The 21,755-nt window shown below is 71.7% G+C and carries 21 protein-coding genes; 10 read left to right on the top strand and 11 right to left on the bottom strand.

From position 1 onward, the window contains the following. Nucleotides 1-3: 3 nt before the first annotated feature. Nucleotides 4-903, bottom strand: coding sequence for an MBL fold metallo-hydrolase (locus AQI95_RS32270; protein WP_067132045.1), 900 nt, complete (start codon nucleotides 901-903; stop codon nucleotides 4-6). Nucleotides 904-1,060: 157 nt separating this feature from the next. On the opposite strand from AQI95_RS32270, the gene AQI95_RS32265 reads away from it, so the two are divergent. After that, nucleotides 1,061-1,636 carry a TetR/AcrR family transcriptional regulator gene (locus AQI95_RS32265; RefSeq protein ID WP_067132042.1) on the top strand — a complete coding sequence of 192 codons (576 nt, stop codon included), beginning with the start codon at nucleotides 1,061-1,063 and terminating at the stop codon, nucleotides 1,634-1,636. Between the two features lie 27 nt (nucleotides 1,637-1,663). Here the strand turns inward: AQI95_RS32265 and AQI95_RS32260 are convergent, their stop codons facing one another. From AQI95_RS32260 to AQI95_RS32250, 3 genes are all read right to left on the bottom strand, one after another. Then, on the bottom strand, nucleotides 1,664-2,686 hold the full coding sequence (locus AQI95_RS32260) for an MASE1 domain-containing protein (RefSeq protein ID WP_067132039.1): 1,023 nt from the start codon (nucleotides 2,684-2,686) through the stop codon (nucleotides 1,664-1,666). A gap of 152 nt (nucleotides 2,687-2,838) precedes the next feature. Then, nucleotides 2,839-3,666, bottom strand: a complete 828-nt coding sequence (locus AQI95_RS32255; RefSeq protein WP_067132036.1) for a PP2C family protein-serine/threonine phosphatase — start codon at nucleotides 3,664-3,666, stop codon at nucleotides 2,839-2,841. 175 nt (nucleotides 3,667-3,841) lie between these two features. Further along, on the bottom strand, nucleotides 3,842-5,068 hold the full coding sequence (locus AQI95_RS32250) for a hypothetical protein (RefSeq protein ID WP_067132033.1): 1,227 nt from the start codon (nucleotides 5,066-5,068) through the stop codon (nucleotides 3,842-3,844). Between the two features lie 165 nt (nucleotides 5,069-5,233). Between AQI95_RS32250 and AQI95_RS32245 the strand changes: the two genes are divergently transcribed. Then, nucleotides 5,234-6,679: a glyceraldehyde-3-phosphate dehydrogenase gene (locus AQI95_RS32245; protein ID WP_067132031.1), complete on the top strand. Its 1,446-nt coding sequence runs from the start codon at nucleotides 5,234-5,236 to the stop codon at nucleotides 6,677-6,679. A 73-nt stretch (nucleotides 6,680-6,752) separates the two neighbouring features. On the opposite strand, the gene AQI95_RS32240 is transcribed toward AQI95_RS32245, so the two are convergent. From AQI95_RS32240 to AQI95_RS32230, 3 genes are all read right to left on the bottom strand, one after another. Next, the gene (locus AQI95_RS32240; RefSeq protein WP_079071588.1) at nucleotides 6,753-8,720 is read right to left on the bottom strand and encodes a collagenase; all 1,968 of its coding nucleotides are present in this window, start codon (nucleotides 8,718-8,720) and stop codon (nucleotides 6,753-6,755) included. A 176-nt stretch (nucleotides 8,721-8,896) separates the two neighbouring features. Continuing rightward, entirely contained in the window at nucleotides 8,897-9,850 is a 954-nt protein-coding gene (locus AQI95_RS32235; RefSeq protein WP_067132028.1) for a LysR family transcriptional regulator, read from the bottom strand. A 253-nt stretch (nucleotides 9,851-10,103) separates the two neighbouring features. Next, a complete protein-coding gene (locus tag AQI95_RS32230) occupies nucleotides 10,104-10,991 on the bottom strand; it encodes an NAD(P)-dependent oxidoreductase (RefSeq protein ID WP_067132025.1) in 888 nt (295 codons plus the stop codon). Nucleotides 10,992-11,065: 74 nt separating this feature from the next. Between AQI95_RS32230 and AQI95_RS32225 the strand changes: the two genes are divergently transcribed. From AQI95_RS32225 to AQI95_RS32215, 3 genes are all read left to right on the top strand, one after another. Continuing rightward, nucleotides 11,066-11,428 (top strand): winged helix-turn-helix transcriptional regulator, encoded by a 363-nt coding sequence (locus AQI95_RS32225; protein WP_067132022.1) that lies wholly within the window; start codon nucleotides 11,066-11,068, stop codon nucleotides 11,426-11,428. A gap of 200 nt (nucleotides 11,429-11,628) precedes the next feature. After that, nucleotides 11,629-12,198 (top strand): TetR/AcrR family transcriptional regulator, encoded by a 570-nt coding sequence (locus AQI95_RS32220; protein ID WP_067132019.1) that lies wholly within the window; start codon nucleotides 11,629-11,631, stop codon nucleotides 12,196-12,198. Between the two features lie 66 nt (nucleotides 12,199-12,264). Then, nucleotides 12,265-13,431 (top strand): GDSL-type esterase/lipase family protein, encoded by a 1,167-nt coding sequence (locus AQI95_RS32215; protein ID WP_067132016.1) that lies wholly within the window; start codon nucleotides 12,265-12,267, stop codon nucleotides 13,429-13,431. A gap of 42 nt (nucleotides 13,432-13,473) precedes the next feature. On the opposite strand, the gene AQI95_RS32210 is transcribed toward AQI95_RS32215, so the two are convergent. Both AQI95_RS32210 and AQI95_RS32205 read right to left on the bottom strand, forming a co-directional pair. After that, nucleotides 13,474-14,211: a class F sortase gene (locus AQI95_RS32210; RefSeq protein WP_067132013.1), complete on the bottom strand. Its 738-nt coding sequence runs from the start codon at nucleotides 14,209-14,211 to the stop codon at nucleotides 13,474-13,476. A gap of 179 nt (nucleotides 14,212-14,390) precedes the next feature. Then, nucleotides 14,391-15,227, bottom strand: a complete 837-nt coding sequence (locus AQI95_RS32205; protein WP_067132010.1) for a hypothetical protein — start codon at nucleotides 15,225-15,227, stop codon at nucleotides 14,391-14,393. A gap of 18 nt (nucleotides 15,228-15,245) precedes the next feature. Here AQI95_RS32205 and AQI95_RS32200 point away from each other — a divergent pair, with 18 nt between their 5' ends. Further along, nucleotides 15,246-15,812 carry a hypothetical protein gene (locus AQI95_RS32200; RefSeq protein ID WP_159056619.1) on the top strand — a complete coding sequence of 189 codons (567 nt, stop codon included), beginning with the start codon at nucleotides 15,246-15,248 and terminating at the stop codon, nucleotides 15,810-15,812. Between the two features lie 493 nt (nucleotides 15,813-16,305). Further along, nucleotides 16,306-17,184, top strand: coding sequence for an SCO6745 family protein (locus AQI95_RS32195; RefSeq protein WP_067132004.1), 879 nt, complete (start codon nucleotides 16,306-16,308; stop codon nucleotides 17,182-17,184). A gap of 137 nt (nucleotides 17,185-17,321) precedes the next feature. On the opposite strand, the gene AQI95_RS32190 is transcribed toward AQI95_RS32195, so the two are convergent. Together AQI95_RS32190 and AQI95_RS32185 are read right to left on the bottom strand one after the other, a co-directional pair. Then, on the bottom strand, nucleotides 17,322-18,533 hold the full coding sequence (locus tag AQI95_RS32190; RefSeq protein ID WP_067132002.1) for a cytochrome P450: 1,212 nt from the start codon (nucleotides 18,531-18,533) through the stop codon (nucleotides 17,322-17,324). After that, the gene (locus AQI95_RS32185) at nucleotides 18,530-19,240 is read right to left on the bottom strand and encodes a cyclodityrosine synthase (protein WP_244188913.1); all 711 of its coding nucleotides are present in this window, start codon (nucleotides 19,238-19,240) and stop codon (nucleotides 18,530-18,532) included. The genes AQI95_RS32190 and AQI95_RS32185 overlap by 4 nt, the downstream gene beginning before the upstream one ends. 188 nt (nucleotides 19,241-19,428) lie before the next feature. Between AQI95_RS32185 and AQI95_RS32180 the strand changes: the two genes are divergently transcribed. The 3 genes from AQI95_RS32180 to tgmB all read left to right on the top strand — a co-directional run bounded on the left by AQI95_RS32180 (nucleotide 19,429) and on the right by tgmB (nucleotide 21,724). Then, nucleotides 19,429-20,304: a fructosamine kinase family protein gene (locus AQI95_RS32180; RefSeq protein ID WP_067131999.1), complete on the top strand. Its 876-nt coding sequence runs from the start codon at nucleotides 19,429-19,431 to the stop codon at nucleotides 20,302-20,304. Nucleotides 20,305-20,531: 227 nt separating this feature from the next. After that, nucleotides 20,532-20,723 (top strand): putative ATP-grasp-modified RiPP, encoded by a 192-nt coding sequence (gene tgmA / locus AQI95_RS32175; protein ID WP_020938095.1) that lies wholly within the window; start codon nucleotides 20,532-20,534, stop codon nucleotides 20,721-20,723. A 17-nt stretch (nucleotides 20,724-20,740) separates the two neighbouring features. Next, complete coding sequence (tgmB, locus tag AQI95_RS32170) at nucleotides 20,741-21,724, top strand: ATP-grasp ribosomal peptide maturase (protein WP_067131997.1); 984 nt, start codon at nucleotides 20,741-20,743, stop codon at nucleotides 21,722-21,724. The last annotated feature ends 31 nt before the right edge of the window (nucleotides 21,725-21,755 follow it).

Genomic DNA, 21,755 nt, shown 5'->3' with positions numbered 1-21,755 from the left:
CGCTCAGGCCGCCGGAACGGGCAGGATCCGGTAGGCGTCCCCGTGCGCGACCACGCGGCCGGCGGTGGGCGGGGCGAAGTGGGTGCCGAGCAGCAGGGTGTCCGTACCCGCGACCGACCGGAGCAGTGCGCGGCGCGAGGCCTCCGACTGCCCCGGGTCGATGTCGACGCAGGCGCCGATGGCGGGGTGGGCGAGCTGGACCGGATGGTGGATGCAGTCACCGGTGATCAGGGCCCGCTCACCCCGGCTGGTCAGCTCGACGGCGACATGGCCGGGGGTGTGTCCGGGCGTGGGCACGAGACGGAGTCCGGGGGCGATCTCGGCACCCTCGGCCGGGACGTCGACGAGGTCCAGCAGCCCCGCCCGCTCGACCGGGACCACGGAGTCGTCGAACATCTGCCGGCGCGCCTCCTCCATGTCGTACCCGGCCCAGAAGTCCCGCTCGGCGCGTGAGGTGAGGTAGCGGGCGCGCGGAAAGGTGGGGACCCAGGCGCCGTTCTCCTCGCGGGTGTTCCAGCCGACGTGGTCGGCGTGCAGATGAGTGAGGATCACCAGGTCGACGGAGTCCGGGGGGAACCCGGCGGCCGTGAGGCGCTCCAGGTACGGGGTGTCCAGATCGTGCCAGGCCGGGTTGGCCCGCTGCTTGCCGTTGCCGATGCCGGTGTCGACGAGGACGCGCAGCCCGTCCACGACGAACGCGAAGCTGTGGCTGTCGATGTGCAGGGTGCCCTCCGGGTCGGCGAAGTGCGGGTGCAGCCAGTCCTGGGCGGTGACCACGTCGGGGCGAGCGTCGGGCAGGAGCCACTCGCCGGTCGCGGGCGGCAGCGGCACCTCGTCGACGCGGTGGACCGTGACGTCGCCCACGGACCAGGACGGCAGGGGGGCGGCGGGCGAGGACTGCATGATCAAGCTCCTCCTTCAACTAAAGGCAATCGGTTTGCCTTTAGTTAGACTAGGGCCATGCATGCACCAAACGCAAACGGTTAGCTTTAGGCGTCCGTGACGCTGGCAGCGGCGGGCGACCCGACAAACGCAAGGATTGGGCTTTAAGGTGGGGTGCATGACTCGCAAGCAGATGGTGCGTCCCGGCGGGCGCAGCGCCCGGGTCCAGGCATCGGTGCACACGGCTGTCCGCGAACTCACGGCGGAGGTGGGACGCGACGCGCTGACGGTGCCCCTGGTCGCCCAGCGCGCGGGGGTCACGCCGTCGACGATCTACCGCCGCTGGGGCGACTTGCAGGAGCTGCTGTCCGACGTCGCCGTGGAGCGCCTGCGCCCCGAGACGGAGCCCCACGACCACGGAGACCTGCGGGCCGATCTGACGGCCTGGGCCGAGCAGTTCCTCGAGGAGATGGCCTCCCCCGCGGGCCGGGCGTACATCCGCGACGCCCTGCTCGGCAGCCCGGACGGCGGCAACGCCGGCCAGTGCTCGGCCTACGCGGCCGAGCAGGTCGACGCCATCGTCGCCCGTGCGGCCGACCGCACACAGCGCGCCCCCGGCATCGAGACGGTCCTGGACCGCGTCGTCGCCCCCCTGATGTACCGGATCCTGTTCCGCCCGGACGGGCTGGACGCCGCGTACGCGCGACAGCTCGTGACGGAGTTGCTGGACACGGGGGCTCCGTCGGGCCGGTGACGGGGGCGGAAGACGGGCACTCTTCCCTCAGCGGGGCCCGGCGGGCCGGGGCCCCTCGTCCATGCCGGTGGTGTCGCCGGTGTCCGGTTGCGGCCGGGGCGGTGGGGCGTCGCCCGCGTTCAGGTGCTCCAGCACCTCGACCAGTTCCTGGCAGGCCTTCTCCACCGAGCTACGGGTGTTGCGCTGCTCGGTGATCAGCGCGGAGAGCAGGAGCGCGGTCAGGGCCATCGAGCCGTTGAACGTCTGGAGCTTCGCCATGACCTCGATCCGGCCCAGGCCCGCGAAGGCGCCGGACCCGTCCGTCGCCGCGACGGCGGCCACCACGGACGTCAGCAGCGCGCACAGCACGCTGCCCAGGAGCTGGAAGCGCAGGGCGGCCCAGATGAGGAGCGGGTAGACGAGGTAGAGCAGGCTGAGCGAGCTGTGGACGGCCACCGGCACCACACAGCAGGCGACGACGGCCAGCGCTGTCGCCTCCTTCCAGCGGGCGAGGTGCGGCGGCCAGCGCGCACCGTGCAGCAACAGCAGCAGCGGGGTGACGAGCAGGACGCCCATGGCGTCGCCCACCCACCAGGCCAGCCAGACGGGGCAGAAGCTCTGCGGATCGAGCTTGTCGGTGAGGACGAGGAGGCCCGCGCCGGCGGTCGAGCTGATCAGCATGGCGGCCAGCGCGCCGAGGAACACCAGCGCGACGCCGTCCCGCAACCGGCCGAGGTCGGTGTGGAACCCGGCCCGCCGCAGCATGAGCACCGCGGCCACCGGTGCGGCGGTCTGGGCGGCGATCGTACCGAGCACGTCGAAGTGCGGGGTGGTGATGGACATCACCACGAACAGCGCGCCGATCGTGATGCCGGGCCAGCAGCCCAGGCCGAGGATCAGCAGGGCGGCGACGGCGACGCCGGTCGGCGGCCAGATGGGGGTGACGACGGCGCCCTCGACGGAGAGTTCCCGCAGGAGCCCGAGGCGGCCGGCGCCGTAGTAGCAGGCCGCGACGGCCAGCACCTGGACGGCGTAGCCGCCCGGCCGGCGCAGATCCTCGGTACCCACCACAGCAGCAATCTCACACCGACGGCTGCGGGTCGGCGAGGCGAGGGCCGGTGGCGTCCAGCCCTACGGCTGAATCCCCGGCGGCGTGAGCGGCGCCCGCCCCGGGCGGCCACGGCCTGCTCCCCGACCGCTCTTCCGGCGCCCGGCCGGGGTGGTCAGAGCCGCACGGGACCGTCCAGGCCGACGACGAGGACGGCCGCGTCGTCCTCGTGCCCGACGCTCTCGGCGCCCTTGATCACGGCGGCGGCCAGCGCATGGGGCTGCAGGCCGGCGACGGCGGCGATGCCGGCGAGGCGTACCACCTGGTCGAGGCCCTCCTCGATGTTCAGCGAGGGGCCCTCCACCACACCGTCGGTGACCATGACGAAGACTCCGCCCGTGGTGAGCCGGTGCCGGCTCACGGGGAACTCCATGTCCTTGTCGATGCCGAGCGGCGGCCCGCCCTCGTCGTCGACGACGCCGGACTTGCCGTCCGCCGTGGCCCACACGAACGGGATGTGGCCGGCCCGTGCGCTCTCCAGCACCCCGGTGGCCGGGTCGAGGCGCATGAAGGTGCAGGTGGCGAAGAGATCGCTGCCCAGCGAGAGCAGCAGGTCGTTGGTGCGGGTGAGCAGTTCGCCCGGCTCGCCGGTAACGGAGGCGAGGGCACGCAGTCCGGCCCGTACCTGGCCCATGAAGGCGGCGGCCTCGATGTTGTGCCCCTGCACGTCGCCGATGGACAGCCCGATCCGCCCGTCGGGCAGGGCGAACGCGTCGTACCAGTCGCCACCCACGTTGAGACCGAGGTTGGCCGGTGCGTAGCGGACGGCGATGTGCAGGCCTGGTGCGGTGGGCAGGTCCCGGGGCAGCATGCCGCGCTGCAGTGCGATGGCCAGTTCGACCTGGGTGCGCTGCAGTTCCGCGCGCTCGCGTGCCTGGGCGGTGAGCGAACCGAGTCTGGCCAGCAGCTCGTCGCCGTCGTCCATGGAGCGCTTGCGGGGCATCGATCACTTCCGGCGCGGCGGTGGCCTTCGGCGGCCTTCCGCCTGAATCTTCGGCAAACGCCTAGATTTTACCTATACCTACCGATCACGCCGCATCGGCGCCCGAACCAGGTCAGATCTCCCTTTCCGAACTCTCACCCCTCTCGTACCGCCGGCCACGGGCCTGACCGCCGGCTCACAGCGGCGAGCGGGCCACCACCGCCACATAGGCACCGAAGAGCAGGGACACGACGGTGAGGCCGCAGTAGACGACCACGACGTGCGCCGGGCGGACCCGCCAGGTCCGGGTGAGGGCGCGGGCCATGGGGATGAGGAGCGGGAAGGCCGGCAGCAGGAACCGCGGCTTGGAGGAGAAGGAGCCGGAGCCGCCGACCACGAGCAGGATCAGGACGCCCGCGAAGACCACCAGGGCCAGCGGAGCGCGTTCCAGGCAGAGCAGCGCGAACAGCAGGACACCGGCCGCGACTATCACCAGGGCCGCCGGGTAGACGACGCCTCCGCCGTGCAGCAGCAGGCCCTTCAGGAAGCGCGCCGAGCCGACACCGAGGTCGAACCGGGAGTCCCAGGCGCTCTGCACCTTGAAGTAGCCGCCGAGCACGTCGCCCGTCTGTCCGCCGACCCACAGCACATAGCCGAGCCAGCCCAACGGGGCGATCACGGCACCGGCCCACAGGCTCGCCGGGACCCGGCCGCGTTGCCGCAGCGCCTCATGGGCGGCGGCGAGCGAGACGGCCACCGCCACCGCGAAACCGCTCGGCCGGGACAGTCCCGCGAGCACGGCCAGGGTCCCGGCCCACAGCCAGCGGCCCTTGAGCACGCAGTACAGGGCCCACACGGCGAGCGCGGCGAACAGCGACTCGGTGTAGGCGATCGTCAGTTCGACCGCGTGCGGCAGAGCGGCCCACAGGGCGACCAGCGCGGTGGCGACCCCGCGCCCGTAGAGATGGTGGCCGATGACGTACACGCCGTACGCCGCCACGCCGGCGGCGATCCAGGCGATGAGCAGGGCGGCCTGGCCCGGGCTGAACGGCAGCACGGTGGTCAGGGCCCTGATGAGCCCGGGGTACAGGGGGAAGAACGCCCAGTCGCTCTGGACGGCGCCCTGCGGGGTGATCCAGATCCGGTGGCCGTACCCCTGGGCGGCGATGTGCAGGTACCAGCGGGAGTCCCAGGAGTGAGCGAAGCTCCTGATCAGCGGATGCCCCCGGACGGCGTTCGTGACGATCACCATGACGATCCCGGCGAGCCGCACGGCCGCGAACAGGGCGAGGGCCGCCAGCGCCCCCTCCGGGATCCCGCGCCGGGCGATCCAGGGCAGGGTCGGGGGGCGGAGGGGACGGGACGGGGCGGCCGATTCGGGCCGCGGTACGGAGGAGGTGCTCACTCTGTTGACCTTGGGCACGCCAGGTAAGACGTGCAATCCGCGACTCGGGTTTCTTACGCACTTCCACCCTGATTCAGGAATCAGTCAAGGAATGGGTGCAAATCCCTTACTCCACCCCTGCTGGAGAAGCACTTGAGAGGCCTGGTTAGCATATGAGCGCTGCCTAGCTCGAAAGATGGATCCGTGACTGTCAACGACGACTCGTTCACCAACTGGAAGACCCGCGAGGAGATCGCGGAGTCGATGATCCCGCTCATCGGGAAGCTGCACCGCGAGCGGGACGTGACCGTCCTGCTGCACAGCCGCTCCCTGGTGAACAAGTCGGTGGTCAGCATCCTCAAGACCCACCGCTTCGCCCGGCAGATCGCGGGCGCCGAGCTGTCGGTCATCGAGACGATGCCGTTCCTTCAGGCTCTGACCGCGCTCGACCTCGGTCCCTCCCAGATCGACCTCGGCATGCTGGTCACCACCTACAAGGCCGACGACCGCGGTCTGAGCGTGGCGGAGTTCACCGCCGAGGCCGTCGCCGGGGCCACGGGCGCCAACAAGATCGAGCGCGGCGAGGGGCGCGACGTCGTGCTCTACGGCTTCGGCCGTATCGGCCGCCTCGTCGCCCGTCTGCTGATCGAGAAGTCCGGCTCCGGCAACGGTCTGCGGCTGCGCGCCATCGTCGTCCGCGGCGGCGGCGAGCAGGACATCGTCAAGCGCGCCTCCCTGCTGCGTCGCGACTCCATCCACGGCCAGTTCCAGGGCACGATCACGGTCGACGAGGCCGAGAGCACCATCGTGGCCAACGGCAACGCCATCAAGGTGATCTACGCCGACGACCCCAGCGTCGTCGACTACACCGAGTACGGCATCCGCGACGCCATCCTCATCGACAACACCGGCAAGTGGCGCGACCGCGAGGGCCTCTCGAAGCATCTGCGCCCCGGCATCGAGAAGGTCGTCCTCACCGCGCCGGGCAAGGGCGACGTCCCGAACATCGTGCACGGCGTCAACCACGACACGATCAAGCCGGACGAGCAGATCCTGTCCTGCGCCTCCTGCACCACCAACGCCATCGTCCCGCCGCTGAAGGCGATGGACGACGAGTACGGCGTGCTGCGCGGCCACGTGGAGACCGTCCACTCGTTCACCAACGACCAGAACCTGCTGGACAACTACCACAAGTCCGAGCGCCGCGGCCGCTCCGCGCCGCTCAACATGGTGATCACCGAGACGGGTGCCGCCTCCGCCGTCGCCAAGGCCCTGCCGGACCTCAAGGCGAAGATCAGCGGCAGCTCGATCCGCGTCCCCGTGCCGGACGTCTCGATCGCCATCCTCAATCTGCAGCTGTCCCGCGAGGCCACCCGCGAGGAGGTCCACGACTACCTGCGTGAGGTGTCGCTGACCTCTCCGCTCAAGCGCCAGATCGACTTCATCACGGCGCCCGACGCGGTCTCCAGCGACTTCATCGGCTCGCGCCACGCCTCGATCGTGGACGCCGGCGCGCTCAAGGTCGACGGCGACAACGCGATCCTCTACCTCTGGTACGACAACGAGTTCGGCTACTCCTGCCAGGTCGTCCGGGTCGTCCAGCACGTGTCGGGCGTCGAGTACCCGACGTACCCGGCCACGGCGGTCTGACGCCTGCTCGCCGTACGGCCACGGCCGCCGACCGGGCATCCGGTCGGCGGCCGTCGTACTGCGGCGCGTGCGCTCAGGCCTTGGCGGGCTTGGCGCAGGCGCCCGCGGCACACGCCGTGAGCCACTGGTCGAAGTCGGCGTCGTAACGGGTGCCGATGCCGTCGTGGTAGACGGCGTATCCGCCGGCGTAGTCACCGACGCGGAAGCGGGCGAGCATCTGCTGGATGTCGTCCGGGTGGTTCTCTGCCATGTAGCGCACGGCGAGATAGCCCCACGGATAGGTGCGGATGGTGTCGCTGTTGTCGTAGGTGTTCTCGAAGAGGGTGCTCAGCCGGTACGTGTGCTCGGCCGCCTCCTGGATCGCCTGGTCGTCGGCGAGGCTGCGGTAGCCGTAGGACACGTACTCCGCGAGGCCCTCGATCCACCACACGTCGGGCACCGAGATCTGCTGGTCGAAAGCGCCCTTCATGTCGTCGCGGCCGTCGAGGAAGTGCGTGTACTCGTGGTTGAGGTTCCAGATCCGGGCCGTGAAGCCGTCGTCGGAATCCTTCTGGTACATGATCGACGTGGTGTGGTTGTTCGGGTCGGACGGGTCGCCGTCGAGCGTGATGCCGCCGTTGTCGGTGCTGACGCCGTAGATCGCGCCGGCGTAGGTCTGGTAGTCGGCGCGGCTGGCGAAGACCACGAGCTGGATGGTGGAGGCGTACTGGCCGGGTATCGCGCCGTCGGCCTTCACGAGTCCGCGGAAGTAGGCGTCCTGGTGCAGCACGCTGGCGCAGACCGCGTCGAGGTCGGTGGCGGCGAGGGACTCGGCGCGGATGGTGTGGTCCGCGTCGCAGGAGTGGGTGATCGGCAGGGCGGCGTCGGTGAGCTTGGCCGGCAGGTCGCAGACGTCGTAGTAGGAGCAGTCGGTGCCGTCGTACGCGTTGGCCTGTGTGGCGACGGCGACCCACAGCGCGGCGGTCGGGCCGGTGATCGCGGACTGGTCCAGCAGGCCCTTGGCCAGGGGCCGTACGGTCGCCTGGAGTTCCGGGTGCTCGACGTAACGGGCCAGGTTCATCCCGGCGTTGGAGTCCAGGAAGGCCTGGTCGGTGCCGAGCAGCTCGGTGTGCTCCAGCGCGAAGTCGTACAGGGTGTCGGTGATCGACGGATCCGCGGCGACCGCCGCGACGTAGTCGGGGTTCCAGTTGCCGCGCCACAGCGGGGTGTAGACGTCGTTGACCGCCCTGACCATGCTGTCCACGGAGTCGTAGGAGCTGTCGTAGTCGTTCAGCAGCCGCTGGTAGACGGGGAGATAGCGGCCCTGCTGGTCGGCGCTGTCGGTGAGGATGACGGTCTCGCCGAGGATGTCGCCGTTGACCGCCGTCACATCGCGCGAGTGGGACCGGGCGAAGAAGGCGTCCAGGCCGGCCGTGACGGCCGTGGTCAGGCGACTGCTGTACGAGCCGACGTCCCCGGGGTGGTTGAACTGCGCGTAGTATCCGGCCCGCAGGAACAGGACGAGCTGTTCCAGACCGCCGGAGTCGTCGCCGCGGTACTGTCCGGCCGTGCGGGTGAACGCCGCCGCCACGCTGAGCATCTGGGACTGCTGGAAGACGTCGTGCGCGTCCTTGCCGGTCACCGAGAAGAGGGTGTTGACACACTCCGTCGTCGACGCCTTCACGAAGGACACGAGGGCGGCCCCGCTGCGGCTGCCGAAGTCGGCCGGGGTGCAGGAGGCCGCCTTGGCGGCTCTGCGGGTCGAAGAAGCCGATGGAGCCGACAGCGGCTGCAGCGGCGGGAGTTGGGCCGGGCTGAGCCGCCGGGACCGGCTCTCGGAGCGCTCGGTGACGGCGGTGGTCGCACCGGTCGGCGACGGCACCGACGCGTGCGCGCGGGGCGACGGGGCGGGGCCGGTGTGCGGCTGCGGTGCCGCCAGCGCGGGCGTGGACAGCAGCCCGGCCAGGGTGACGCAGACGGCCGCGGCGCCGGCCACGCGTCCGGCCGTACGGGGGTGCGCACGGCCGGGCAGACGTCTGGGCGGCGCGAAGCGATAGCGCATCTGGATTCCTCCACGAAAGGATGCGCCTCGGTGGGGTGTTGAGGCGTGTGAGGCACTGTCTCAGCGGGCCCTCGACCCCAACAATGCCGTGTGACATAGCACATGCCACTGATGGTCCATAACATCGCGGCAGGGCGGGGGCTGGTCGGGGGGCCGCTCGGGGACCGGTCGGAGCACTACGCCCCGGTGGCGCTCCAGGTGCGCGAGGCCCAGGCCCGCAGGTGGGGCGCCTGCGCGACGAGTTCGCGGTAGGCGGCCGTGGCGGACTGGGACAGGGCCTCCACGACCTCCGCGGTGACGGTGTCGGGCCGCCAGGCCAGCACATAACGGCACCACAGCGGGGAGCCGACCAGCGGCCTGACCACGACGTGCGGGATCGGCCGCAGCGTCGGCTGGACGAGAGACACACCGAGGCCGTCGGCGATCATGCTCTGCAGCTGGGTCTGGTCACCGAGGAACTCATGGACGGTGACCGGCGTGAACCCGGCCGCCGCACAGGCGTCGTAGAACACGCCGGGCCAGCCTGCCCCGTCGTCCGGGGTCACGAACCACGCGTCCTCGGCCAGATCGGCGAGCTGGACCTGGGCACACTGGCGCAGCCGGTGCCGCGAGGGCAGGGCGACGAACGTGGGCTCCGTGACGATGCCGCGGTGCCGCACCGCGTCCGAGTGGCGCAGCTCCATGCCCGGATAGTCGGCGGCGATGGCCGCGTCCACCGCGCCCTCCTCCAGCAGCTCCACGATCCGCGAGGAGGCGTACACGCTGGTGAGCGCGACGGACAGTTCCGGCAGCCGGGCACGGACGCGCGAGACCGTGCCGGACAGCATGGGCGAGTTGGTCGCCGCCACGCGCAGGGTACGGCTCTCGCACAGGGCGGGAGGACGGTGGCCTATCGCATCGGCGCGGGTCAGCACGTCGCGGGCCTGGGCGACGACCTCGGCGCCGTAGCGGGTCGGCCGGACCCCGCTCGTGCCGCGTTCGAAGAGCGGCTCGCCCAGGTGGCGCTCGATGCGGCGCAGTTGGGTGCTCACGGCGGGCTGCGAGTAGCCGAGCTGTGCCGCGGCGCGCCCCACACTGCCGGCGTCGGCGATCGCACACAGCACCCGCAGATGCCGCAGCTCCAGCTCCATCGCGCCACTCCCCGATTCCGTCCACGGCCGGTCCCTGGACATCCGTTCGTCCCTGCGGGAAAACCGGTGCTCACCTGCACCGCCGACCGTGGTCGCGGTCGGCGGACCGAAGCGTCGCACTGTGCCGCGTCCGGCACAAGTCGCAGGTCCGCCGACCTCGGGACCCCGCCGCCGTGCGGATCGGCCCCTGGCCCGAGCACGGCGACCGAACACGTCGGTGCGCGGCCCCGTGGCCCGGCCGGGCCGGTTGGGCTCAGTGGCGGCCCAGGACCTCCGCGACCCGGATGAAGCCGTCCGTGCCGTGGCCGAGGCCGATGCTGCGCCGGGCCATGCCCTCCACCGCACGCATCACGCCCGCGTCGATCCCGTGGGCCTCGGAGACGTCGACGACATGAGCCATGGTCGAGGCGGCAGAGGTGAGGGGATTGATCGCCCCGGAGTAGGTGCCGTCGTCGGCGTCCCGCGCGAACTGTGCGAAGAGCGGAGGCAGGATCGCGCCGATGCCCTGCGCGAAAGGCGCGAGTTCCCCCGCGGTGACCCCCTCGGCCCGTGCGACGGCCACGGCGTGCGCATAGCCGGCCATGGCCGTCCAGAAGAGGTCGAGCAGCGCGATGTCGAAGGTCGCGGCGCGCCCGATCTCCTCGCCGAGGTGCGTGTGCCGACCGCCCAGCTCCTCCAGCACGGGCCGGTGCTCCTCGTACAGGGCCCGCGGTCCGCTGTGCAGGAAGACGGCCTGCGGTGTGCCGATGCTGGGCGCCGGGGTCATGATCGCGCCGTCCAGGTAGCGGATGCCGTGGTCGGCCGCCCACTGCGCGGTGCGCCGGGCCCGGTCCGGGGTGTCGGCGGTCAGGTTCACGACGGTACGGCCCTTGAGCGCGCGGGCGACGGGCTCGGTGCGCAGAAGGGCGTCGGCCGCGTCGTAGTTCACCACGCAGACCACGGTCAGATCACCGGCCGCGACGGCCTCCTCGGCCGATCCCGCTCCGTGCGCTCCCGCTTCGATCAGTTCCCGGTCCTTGCCCGGTGTGCGGTTCCAGACCGTGGTCCGCAGGCCCGCCGTCAGGAACGCGCCGGCCAGCGCGCGACCCATCGGGCCGAGACCGAGCACGGTGACGGCAGGAAGATTCGTGGACATGGACATGTTTCAACTCCCGTGGGGATACGTGTACGTGAATGTGGCCGTACGGCCTGCTGGGAAACAGGAGGAGGACGCCGATGACACGCGGCCGCGCCCAGGATCCGAACGTCTGCGGAGTGACCGCCGCGATCGCCGTGATCGACGGCAAATGGAAGACGTCCCTGCTGTGGCTGCTGGAGTCCGGCCCGCACCGGCCCGCCGAACTGCGGCGCCTGCTGCCCGGGTTGAGCGAGAAGGTGCTGACTCAGGCGCTGCGCGAGATGGAGGAGGACGGCCTGGTGCACCGGGAGGTGTACGACGTGCTGCCGCCGAAGACGGAGTACACGCTGACCGGTTTCGGCCGCGACCTGTCCGAGGCCCTGGGGCCCGTGTCCGACTGGGGACACCGCCGCCTGGACCGCCTGCGCGAACGCGACCACGACCACGAGGCGGCATCCTGACGCACCACCGAAAACACCTCCTCGCGCGCCGTCGCCCTAGCCCCCTGACCTCGTGGAACAGCCTCTCCCGGCCGGGTGGCGGCTGCCAAGTACGCACAAAAAAGTGGGTATGGGCGAGGAGGGTTCTGTCATTTGCCTAATAGCTTTAGGAAGCTGCATAATCAGTTTCGGCAGGTGAGGGAGCTGAGGGGAGAGAGAACATGGTGCGCGCGGGCCTGACCACCGAACGCCTCGTCCACGCCGGCGCCGAGCTGGCCGACGAGGTCGGCTTCGAGCAGGTGACCGTGTCCGCGCTGGCCCGGCGGTTCGACGTCAAGGTCGCGAGCCTGTACTCGCACCTGAAGAACTCCCAGGACCTCAAGACCCGGATCGCCCTGCTGGCGCTGGAGGAACTGGCCGACCGCGCCGCCGACGCGCTCGCCGGGCGGGCCGGCAAGGACGCCCTCACCGCGTTCGCCGACGTGTACCGCGACTACGCCCGCACCCACCCCGGCCGGTACGCGGCCACCCGCCACCCGCTGGACCCCGAGGCGGCGGCCGCGAGCGCGGGCAGGCGGCACTCCCAGATGACCCGGGCCATCCTGCGCGGCTACGACCTGGCGGAGCCCGACGAGACCCACGCGGTGCGGCTCCTCGGCAGCGTCTTCCACGGCTACGTCGGCCTGGAGCTGGCCGGCGGCTTCAGCCACAGCGCCCCCGACTCCCAGGAGTCCTGGACGCGCATCCTGGACGCCCTCGACTCCACACTGCGCAACTGGCCCGGCGACTGACCCCGTCCGCGCCCCTCCCACGCCCTCGCCGCATCCCCCGACCTCTTCGAATCGCAGGCCGACACCATGCAGACCACCCCGATCACACCCGAACTCGTGCGCGGCGCCCTCGAACTGGAACGCACCGCCCACGGGCTGCTGCCGCACCGGCTGCCGGCCCGCGCCCGCGCACAGTGCGCCGATCCCCAGCTGGCCATGGTGGAGTCCCAGCCCTCCGGCGTACGGCTCGTCTTCCGCACCCGCGCCACCACCGTCGAGTTGGACACCCTGCCCACCAAACGGGTCTACCTCGGCGCACCGCCCCGCCCGCAGGGCCTGTACGACCTGCTCGTCGACGGACGTCCGGCCGGCAGCGGCCATGTCACCGGCGGCCACACGCTCACCGTCGACCTGGCCGACGGCACCGCCGAACACCGACCGGGCCCCGTGGGCACGCTGCGCTTCACCGGGTTGCCCGACACCGTGAAGGTCGTGGAGATCTGGCTGCCGTACGACGAGACGACCGAGCTGGTCGCGCTGCGCACCGACGCGCCCGTCGAGCACGTACCGGACCCGCGCGGCAGGGTGTGGCTGCACCACGGCAGTTCCATCAGCCACGGCTCGGTCGCCGCGAGCCCGACCACCACCTGGCCGGCGCTCGCCGCGTCCCTCGGCGGGGTGGAACTGATCAATCTGGGGCTGGGCGGGAGCGCCCTGCTCGACCCGTTCACGGCTCGCACGCTGCGCGACACGCCCGCCGACCTGCTCAGCGTCAAGCTGGGCATCAACGTGGTCAACACCGATCTGATGCGGCTGCGCGCGTTCGGTCCGGCGGTCCACGGCTTCCTCGACACCATCCGCGACGGGCATCCCGGCACCCCGCTGCTCGTCGTCTCGCCGATCCTGTGCCCCATGCACGAGGACACGCCGGGCCCCAGCCTCATGGACGCCTCCGCCCTGAGCGAGGGACGGCTGCGGTTCCAGGCGGCCGGGGATCCGGCGGAGACGGCGAGCGGGAAACTCACCCTCGGGGTCATCCGGGAGGAGCTGGCCCGGATCGTGCGCGATCGGTCGGCGGAGGACCCGCATCTGCACTACCTCGACGGCCGTGATCTGTACGGTGCGGCCGACGTCGACGAACTGCCGTTGCCCGACGGCCTCCACCCGGACGCCGCCGCGCACCGCCGCATCGGCGAGCGGTTCGCGGCGCTGGCGTTCACTCCTGGCGGGCCCTTCGGGAAGGGCACCGTCTGACCCGTACGGGACCGCTCGCACCGTGTCCCGTACGGACCCGGCTCACACCAGGTGGGCGAAGACCACCAGGTTGTCGGTGTAGTCCCTCGCCCCCGTGTCGTAGGCCCCCGCGCAGGTGATCAGCCGGACCTCGGGGCGGTCGGCGTCGGCGTAGACACGATTGCTGGGGAAGTTGTCCTTGGCGAACGTCTCGCTGTCGTCCACGACGAACTCGGCGTCGCGCCCGTCGGCACGCTGCACGGTGAACTCGTCGCCGGGCTCCAGGTCGCCGAGATTGGCGAAGACGGCCGCGGAGGTCGTCGTGTCGACGTGCCCGGCGATGATCGCGGTGCCGTTCTCGCCGGGCGCGGCACCTTTGGAGTACCAGCCGACGAGGTTGGTGTCACCGGCCGGCGGCGGCTCGAGCTGACCCGCGTCGCCGATGGCCAGGGTGGTGAAGGGGGCGTCCACGGAGATCTCGGGGATGAGCAGGCGGGTCGGTTCGGATCTGGGCAGGTCGGTGCGGTCCTCGGGCTCGGACCGGGACTCGGGCTCAGGAGTGTCGACCTTGGACGGAGCGTGCACGCCAGAAGGTTGCGGGGCGTGCGAAGCGCCGGCACGGGGGTGGTGCGACGATCCGGTGTGAGTGGCCTGTGGCGCGTCGTCCGAACCGTGGTGGCCGCCGAACACACTGACGACGAGGAGGACGATCGCCACGCCCCACAGGGTCAGCCACCGGCCGGAACTCCGCCCGCCCCCCGGCGATTCCGCGGGGGTCGGGGAGGAGGGTTCTGCTGCCATCGAAAACCACCTCACTCGGGCACGGCAGCACGGGGATCAGAACAAGTGCGCCGGTCACGCGGCCGGCGCGCAGAGCAGGGATGTGGACGACGGCCTCGGCGGACCGTCCGCCCGGGGCGCGGGCCGCCGACGCGGTGGACGCGTCGGCGGCTGCCGCAGCCTCTGGAAGGAGTGTCAGATCAGTTCGACGGCCGGCCCGCCTTCCTGCGGCGCAGCATGTACATCCCGCCTGCGCCTACGGCCAGCACGGCCAGTCCGCCTGCGGTGACACTCGGCGTGGCGAGGGCGCCGCCACCCGTGTGCATTCCACCGTGCGGCCGCTCGTTGTCGTCGCCACCGCCACGGCCGTTGTCGCCACCGCGGCCGTTCTCGTCGCCACCGCCACGGCCGTTGTCGCCACCGCGGCCGTTCTCGTCGCCACCGCCGCGGCCGTTGTCGCCACCGCGGCCGTTCTCGTCGCCACCGCCGCGGCCGTTGTCGCCGCCACGGCCGTTCTCGTCGTCCCGGTCCGAGCCCCAGTCGCCACCACGCACCGCGGCGAGCGCGCCGCCGCCGGTGTGCATGCCGCCGCGCGGCCCGTCGTGTCCGCGGCCGCGGCCGTGGTCGCCACCGCCGTGGTCGTCGTCGTCGCCACCGCGGCCGTGGTCGCCACCGCCGTGGTCCTCATCGCCCCCTCCGTGGTCGTCGCCGCCGCGGCCCCCGTCATCGCCGCCGCGGCCTTCGTTGCCCTTGCCCTGGCCTTCGTTGCCCTTGCCCTGGCCGTTGCCTCCCTTGCTCTGGTCGTTGCCGCCACGGCCGCCGTCATCGCCGCCGTTGTCGTTGCCGTTGCCGTTGCTGTTGCCGTCACGGCCGCCGTTGTCGTTGCCGTTGCCGTTGCCGTTGCCGCCACGGCCGCCGTTGTCGTTGCCGTTGCCGTTGCCGTTGCCGCCACGGCCGCCGTCATCGCTGCCCCGGTCGTCGTCGGAACCCCCGGCGTTGACTCTCAGCATGGCCAGCGCGCCGCCGCCGGTGTGCATACCGCCACGCGGCCCGCCGTGTCCACGGCCGTGGTCGTCGTCACCACCACGGCCGTGGTCGTCGTCACCACCGCGGCCGTGATCGCCACCGCCGTGGTCGTCGTCGCCCCCGCGGCCGTGGTCGCCACCGCCGCGGTCGTTGTCGCCCTTTCCGTGGTCGTTTCCGCCACGGCCGCCGTCATTGCCGCCGTCATTGCCGCCGTGGCTGTTGGTACCCCCGTCGGCACGGACCATGGCCAGCGCTCCGCCACCCGTGTGCATTCCACCGTGCGGTCCGCCGTGTCGGTGGCCGTTGCCGTGGTCGCCACCGCGACCATTGTCGTGATCGCGGCCGGAGTCGTCGTCACCCTTGCCCTGGTCGTTGCCGCCCTTTCCGTGGCCGTCGCCGCCACGGCCGCTGTCATTGCTGCCGTGGTCGTCGCCGGAACCTCGGTCCTGGCTGTAGGAAGAGTCGTCGCGGCCGCTGTCGTCACCCGCGGTAACGGCGAGCGCGGCACTGGGTACTGCGAAGGCGAGGGCGGCAGTGGCGGCCGCCGTAGCCAGAAGCATGCGGGCAGATCGCATAGCGATGTCCTTCCGCCGTGACCGGGCAGCGGATACCTCATCAGCTGGATGGACCCGGCCTCGACATGAACCACCGTCAGTGAGTACGCAAGCTCCCACCATTCGAGCCGCCCAGCCGGGTCACCAAGCCACCCATCTGACCCAAAGATCGCGCTCCGCGTGCCCTCTTCCGGGGGAATCCCAGCGTGGCGCACCCCTCCCGGTCGGCCCAGCGCCCCCTTCCCCGCCCTCCCGCACCCCGGCCACCCGCTCGGCGGGCACCGCGCCCGCGTCCACGACCCGGCCAACGTCCCTCCTGGAAGGCTCAGTTGCCATCGGCACCCGCGGGCTCACGAGGATGCACGTAACGGGCAAAGGCCCTGGCGTCCCTTACTCACCCTCTCGGGCGTGAAGTCCCGTCACACCTCGACGCCGCCGGCACGGACGCCGGCGCGGGCGGCCCTCTTGTTATGACCGTCGTCATAAAGCAGGCTGGTGCCGGCAGACACGGCAGGCCGACAGAGGGGAGCAGGCGGTGGCGGACACCAGGGCGCGGGATCTGTGGGAACGGTACGAGCCGGTGCACGACCTCGTGTACTTCGCACCGGAGGTCCGCCGGACGGCGGACGCCCTCGGGATGCGCGGGTTCTGGATGGGGTACTTCGCGCTGCGTGCCGCGCCGCTCGGCCCGGTCCCCGCGCCCGTCGTGACGAGCTGTTTCTACGTCTTCCACCCCGCCCGGGTGGCCCGGGCCCTGCCGGACGCCTGGACTCATGCGACCCCCGACGATGTGCTGGCCGCCCGCCTGGACGCCCTGGAAGCGGCGATGACCGGGCTGTTCGGAGCGGACGTCGTCGGCTGCGCGGACTTCGCCGAGGCCGCCGACCTCGCCTGGGAGGCCGCCGCCGGGGCGGACACCGCGGGCCGGGTGCTGGCCGCCGCCAACCGGACGCTGGAGCGACCGGACCGCCCCGCCGCTCGGCTGTGGCAGGGCCTGACGACGCTGCGCGAGCACCGGGGCGACTCGCATGTCGCGGTGCTGGTGGGGCAGGGACTCGGGCCGGTCGAGGCCATGGTGCTCAAGGCGGCGTCGGGCGAGTCCGACGGGGCGCTGCTGCGGGAGACCCGCGCGTGGGAGCGGACGGACTGGGACGCGGCCACGACACTGCTGCGCGAGGGTGGGCTGCTCACGGCCGACGGCTCCCTCACCCCGGCCGGGGCGGCCGTGCGCGCGCGGGTGGAGGCGCTGACGGACGCCGCGGCCGAAGGCCCCTGGACCGTGCTCGGCGCCGAGCGCACCACACGCCTGGCCTCGCTGCTGGAGCCGCTGGCCCGGATCGTCGCGGACTCGGGTCTGCTGCCTGCGGGCAATCCGGTGGGCCTGCCCCGGGGCTCCCACCCGGTCGGCCGCTGAGCGCGCCGCGGGCACGTCCGCCGCGGCGCCCCCCGGAACGCACCCCGTCGACTGCGGGCCGCTCCGGCCCGCCCCGTACGGCCCCCCGCCCGCTGTGCCGGGCCGAGGGTGCCGTACGGGTGACGGGGTCTTCCCGACTACCAGGTCACCGGCAGGCGCTCGGGGATCCGCTTCATGAAACCGGTGCGCCACACCAGTTGCCCGGGCGGTACGGCGAGCGCGAGGTCGGGGAACCGGTCGAGGAGGACCTCCAGGGCGATCCGGGCGTGCGCGCGGCCGAGCGCGGTCGCGGGGCAGTAGTGGGCCCCGCCGCCGAAGGAGAGATGGTCCGCGGTGTTGTCGCGGTGGACGTCGAAGCGGTGCGGATCGGGGAACTTCCGCGGGTCGAGGTTCGCGCCCTCCACCAGCACCAGGACGAGTTCGCCCCGCTTCACGTCGACGTCGCCGAGCCGGACGTCCTCCAGCGCCAGGCGGGGCAACGCGTCGCCGATGGAGAGGTTGACCCGCAGCAGTTCCTCGACACCCGGGCCGATCAGGTCGGGGCGGTCGCGGAGCAGGTCGCGGGCGATGGGGTGGGTGAGCAGGTGGACCAGGGCCATCGCGAGGAAGCCGGAGGTGGAGATGACGCCGGCGCCGAACATGGTGACTCCGACCGTGGCCAGCATCTCGTCGCTGAGGTGCGCGTAGTCGGGATCGTCGCGCAGGGCGGCGAGTTCACCCATCAGGCCGTGCGTCGCCGGGTCGTCCAGCAGGACCGCCATCCGGGCGATGTCCCGCTCCCAGTTGATCTTCGCACCGGTGATCGGGCACGGCGAGTTCATGAAGGCGATGTCCAGGCTGCGCAGGAACGCCGGGGCCTCGGTCTGCGGGATGCCGAGGATGCGGCAGTGCATGCCCGCCGAGTACGGCTCGCAGAACGCGCTGCGCAGATCGGCCGTCGGGCCGTCGGCCGCCATCCGGTCCACCAGGCGGTGCGCCTCCTCGCGCAGCCACTCCATCAGACCGGGCGACTTCGGACTGAGCGCCTTCATCACCGCCCGGCGCAGCCCCGCGCCGGTGATGTTGCCCATGTTGTTCACGACCTCGGGCGGGATCGTGAGCGCGTACTGCCGGGGCACTCCGGGGGCGGAGGTGTCCTTCAGCGAGAACCGGTCGTCCTTCAGCACCTGTGCGCACAGCTCGTACGACGACACGAGCCAGGCCTCGGCGCCGGCGATGGTCCGTACGCGCCGTACGGGGGTGGCGGCGCGCAGGTTCTCGACCTCGGCGGGGACCTGGGTGCCGTCCCAGGAGAACGGGAAATCGAGCAGGGGCGCCTCGGCGGCGCGTATGCCGGGGGCGGCGGTCATGCCACGGCTCCTTCAAGGGCGGCGGGGGTGACGACGGCGTGGCCCTGGTTGCGGGAGGCGCGCAGGCCGGCGCCGCGGGAGTACAGCAGCTCGGCCATCGGCAGCAGCTGGTGGTAGCAGTTGAGCGAGGAGGGAACCTTGAGGATGGCGGGGGTGTCCAGGAACAGCGGGGCCTCGGCGCACACATAGTCCAGGCACACGGCGCGTTGCTGCTCGGTCGGTGTCTCGCCGCGCGCGGTGAGGAAACGATTCACCAGAGCGTCGCAGACGGCCCGGAAGGCGCCGTCCGTACCCAGCCGGTCCTTGAGCTGCCGGTGGATGTCCTGGTAGGCGGGGTTGGTACGGAACTCCGACATCGGGTGCCAGTCCAGTCGAAGTCCCTGCGGATCCGCCGCCGACACCGCGTCACGGACCTTGGCGCGCACACCGCGCAGATTCTTCACCGCCTTGCGCCGCGCCTCGTCCGGCGGATAGCCGGATGCCTCGTACATCTCGGCGACGTACAGGTCGGTGTAGACGAAGTCGACCCTGTCGAAGTGGCCCAGTCCCCAGCGGGCGAGGTCATGGAGGCGACGGGCCGAGAAGTAACTGTTGCCCGGAGACACACCGATCACGGCGTGCGCGCCCTCATCCATGATGACCTCGCAGTGGGAGGTGTACGGCTGGACTTCGAAGACGTCGGCCATCAGCACGGATGCTGTGGTCAAAGGGGAAATCCTCCGCCGCGCGCTAGTCCCGGCGGGGCCCTGTGCCCCCGGTGTGGCTGCGCGGCGCCCTCACGCTAACCGTACGGGATCAGCACGGGCAGTTACTGCCTGGTTTTGGCCGAAAACAGTCGTAGTAATGCTCGAAGTTCCGTGCAACGTGCATCTGTTGAGGGCCGTACCCTGGGGCCGTGGTCAACCGAGACGAGGCTCACGAGGATCCGGGCCGGGCGGCGTCCCGGCTCACCGGACGCCCGGTCACCGGGGCCCCGACGGCCCCCGGATCACCGACCGAGGTCACGCTGGACGGCGGCGCCCGGGTGATGGTCAAGCGCGGCGACGCTCCCGGAGCCGTACGGGCCGAGGTGGCGGGACTGCGCTGGCTGGCCGCCGCGGACGCGGTCCGGGTGCCCGCGGTGCTCGGGCACGACGAGCGCTGGATGGTGACGGAGCGGGTGCCGACCGGTCGGCCGGATCCCGGGGCGGCGCTGCGTTTCGGTCGGGCCCTGGCAGCCCTGCACGCGTCCGGTGCCCCGCACCTCGGGGCGGCGCCGCCCGACGGCCCCGAGGACGCGTTCATCGGCCTCGCGCCCATGCGCAACGCGCCGGGCACCGACTGGCCCCGCTGGTACGCCGAGCACCGCGTGCTGCCGTACGTGCGCGGCGCGGTCGACCGCGGCACGCTCCGGCAGCACGAGGCGGCCGTGTTCGAGCGGGTCTGCACCCGGCTGCCGGAGCTGGCTGGCCCGGCCGAGCCGCCGGCGCGGCTGCACGGCGACCTGTGGAACGGGAACGTCCTGTGGGGCGTCGACGGCGAGGTCCGGCTCATCGACCCGGCCGCGCACGGCGGGCACCGGGAGACCGATCTGGCGATGCTCGAACTGTTCGGCTGCCCTCATCTGGACCGGGTGCTCGCCGGGTACGAGGAGGCGGCACCGCTCGCACCGGGCCGCAGGGAGCGGGTGGGCTTGCACCAACTGTTCCCGCTGCTGGTCCACGCGGTGCTGTTCGGACGCGGGTACGCCGAACAGGCCCTGACCGTGGCCCGGGACGCGCTCGCGGCATGACGCCACCCCGGCCGCCCGTTCGCCGCGGCCGGGCAACGCCATGGGCGCCACAGGCGTCATGAGCCGTGCGGGCACGCCGTCCCGTACGCACGCCAGAGCGGCGTTCTGTCACCTCCACGCCCGAAGAGCCGTCCGGCACCCTCTCCGACCTGCGATTACGCAGAGTGAGGAAACCAATCACCCGTTCGATTCGTATAAGGACGTGAAAGCCGAATCAGGGAGAGACCATGCAACCGTTCACGCTCAACTACGCGCGCCCCGCTGTGCAGTTGGACGTCACCACTCCGTACGCGTACGACTCCGGACTGCAGTTGAACGTCCTCCCGGACGGGCGGATCGCCGCCACCGACCACGCGACCCTGAGAGCTCTGGGGACCACGACGTCGACCGCCGGTTCCAAGACCCACTTCGACGACTGAACCGCGGACCCCGACCTATGACCGTGCTCATCCTGACCAATGAAGAAGATGTGACGGCGGACATGGTGGTGCTCCGGCTCGGCGAAGCCGGTGTGCCCGTCGTCCGGCTCGATCCGGCCGATCTGACCACCGGGGTGGCGCTGTCGGGCGAGTACGTGCAAGGCGCCTGCAGTGGGCACTTGTCCGTCGGCGGGCGCCTTGTGACCATGAGCGGCCTGCGCTCCGTCTGGGTACGCAGGCCCGGAGAGGCGGCCACGCGCGCCGCCCAGCCGTCCGCCTGGCTGACGCAGGAGGCGTCGCAGGCGCTCTACGGCATGCTGCGCATCACCGACGCACGCTGGATGAACCACCCGGACGCGGCCCGGCGCGCACGTCACAAGCCCTGGCAGCTGCACCTCGCACAGCGCAGCACCCTCGCGGTGCCCGCCACGCTGATCACGACGTTTCCGCAGGCGGCGCGGGAGTTCGCGGAGCGTTTCCCGGACCTGGTGGTCAAGCCCGTGTCCGGCGCGCATCCGCAGGAGCCGCCGCGCGCGGTGCCGACCAGCCGGGTCGCACCGGACACCGACTTCTCGGCGGTGGCCTTCGGTCCGACGCTGCTGCAGCGGCGGATCGGCAAGCGGGCCGACATCCGCCTCACCGTCGTCGGCGACACCCTGCTGGCCGCGCGCAAGCCCGCCGACCCGGACGCCGACCCGGACGACGTCGACGTCCGCTTCGCGCCCTCGGTCTCTCCCTGGCTGGCCGTGGACGTGCCCCGGCGCGTCGCCGACGGCGTACGGCGGTACATGAGGGGCGCGGAACTGGCCTACGGCGCGTTCGACTTCGCCGAGGACGCCGACGGAATCTGGTGGTTCCTGGAGTGCAACCAGTCGGGCCAGTTCGGATTCGTCGAGATGGACACAGGTCAGCCCATCGCCGCGACCATCGCCACGTGGCTCGCCGGTGACGGGGATCCCGACGGCAGGTGTGCGCAGGGCGGTCGGGGCGCAGCCTCTTGAGGGTGCGGGGATCGGCTCGGAGAAGGGATCG

The sequence above is a fragment of the Streptomyces yokosukanensis genome, from assembly GCF_001514035.1.
Lineage (GTDB): Bacteria > Actinomycetota > Actinomycetes > Streptomycetales > Streptomycetaceae > Streptomyces > Streptomyces yokosukanensis.
The sequence above is the reverse complement of the archived record's forward strand: the minus strand, read 5'-3'. Positions and strand labels throughout refer to the sequence as shown.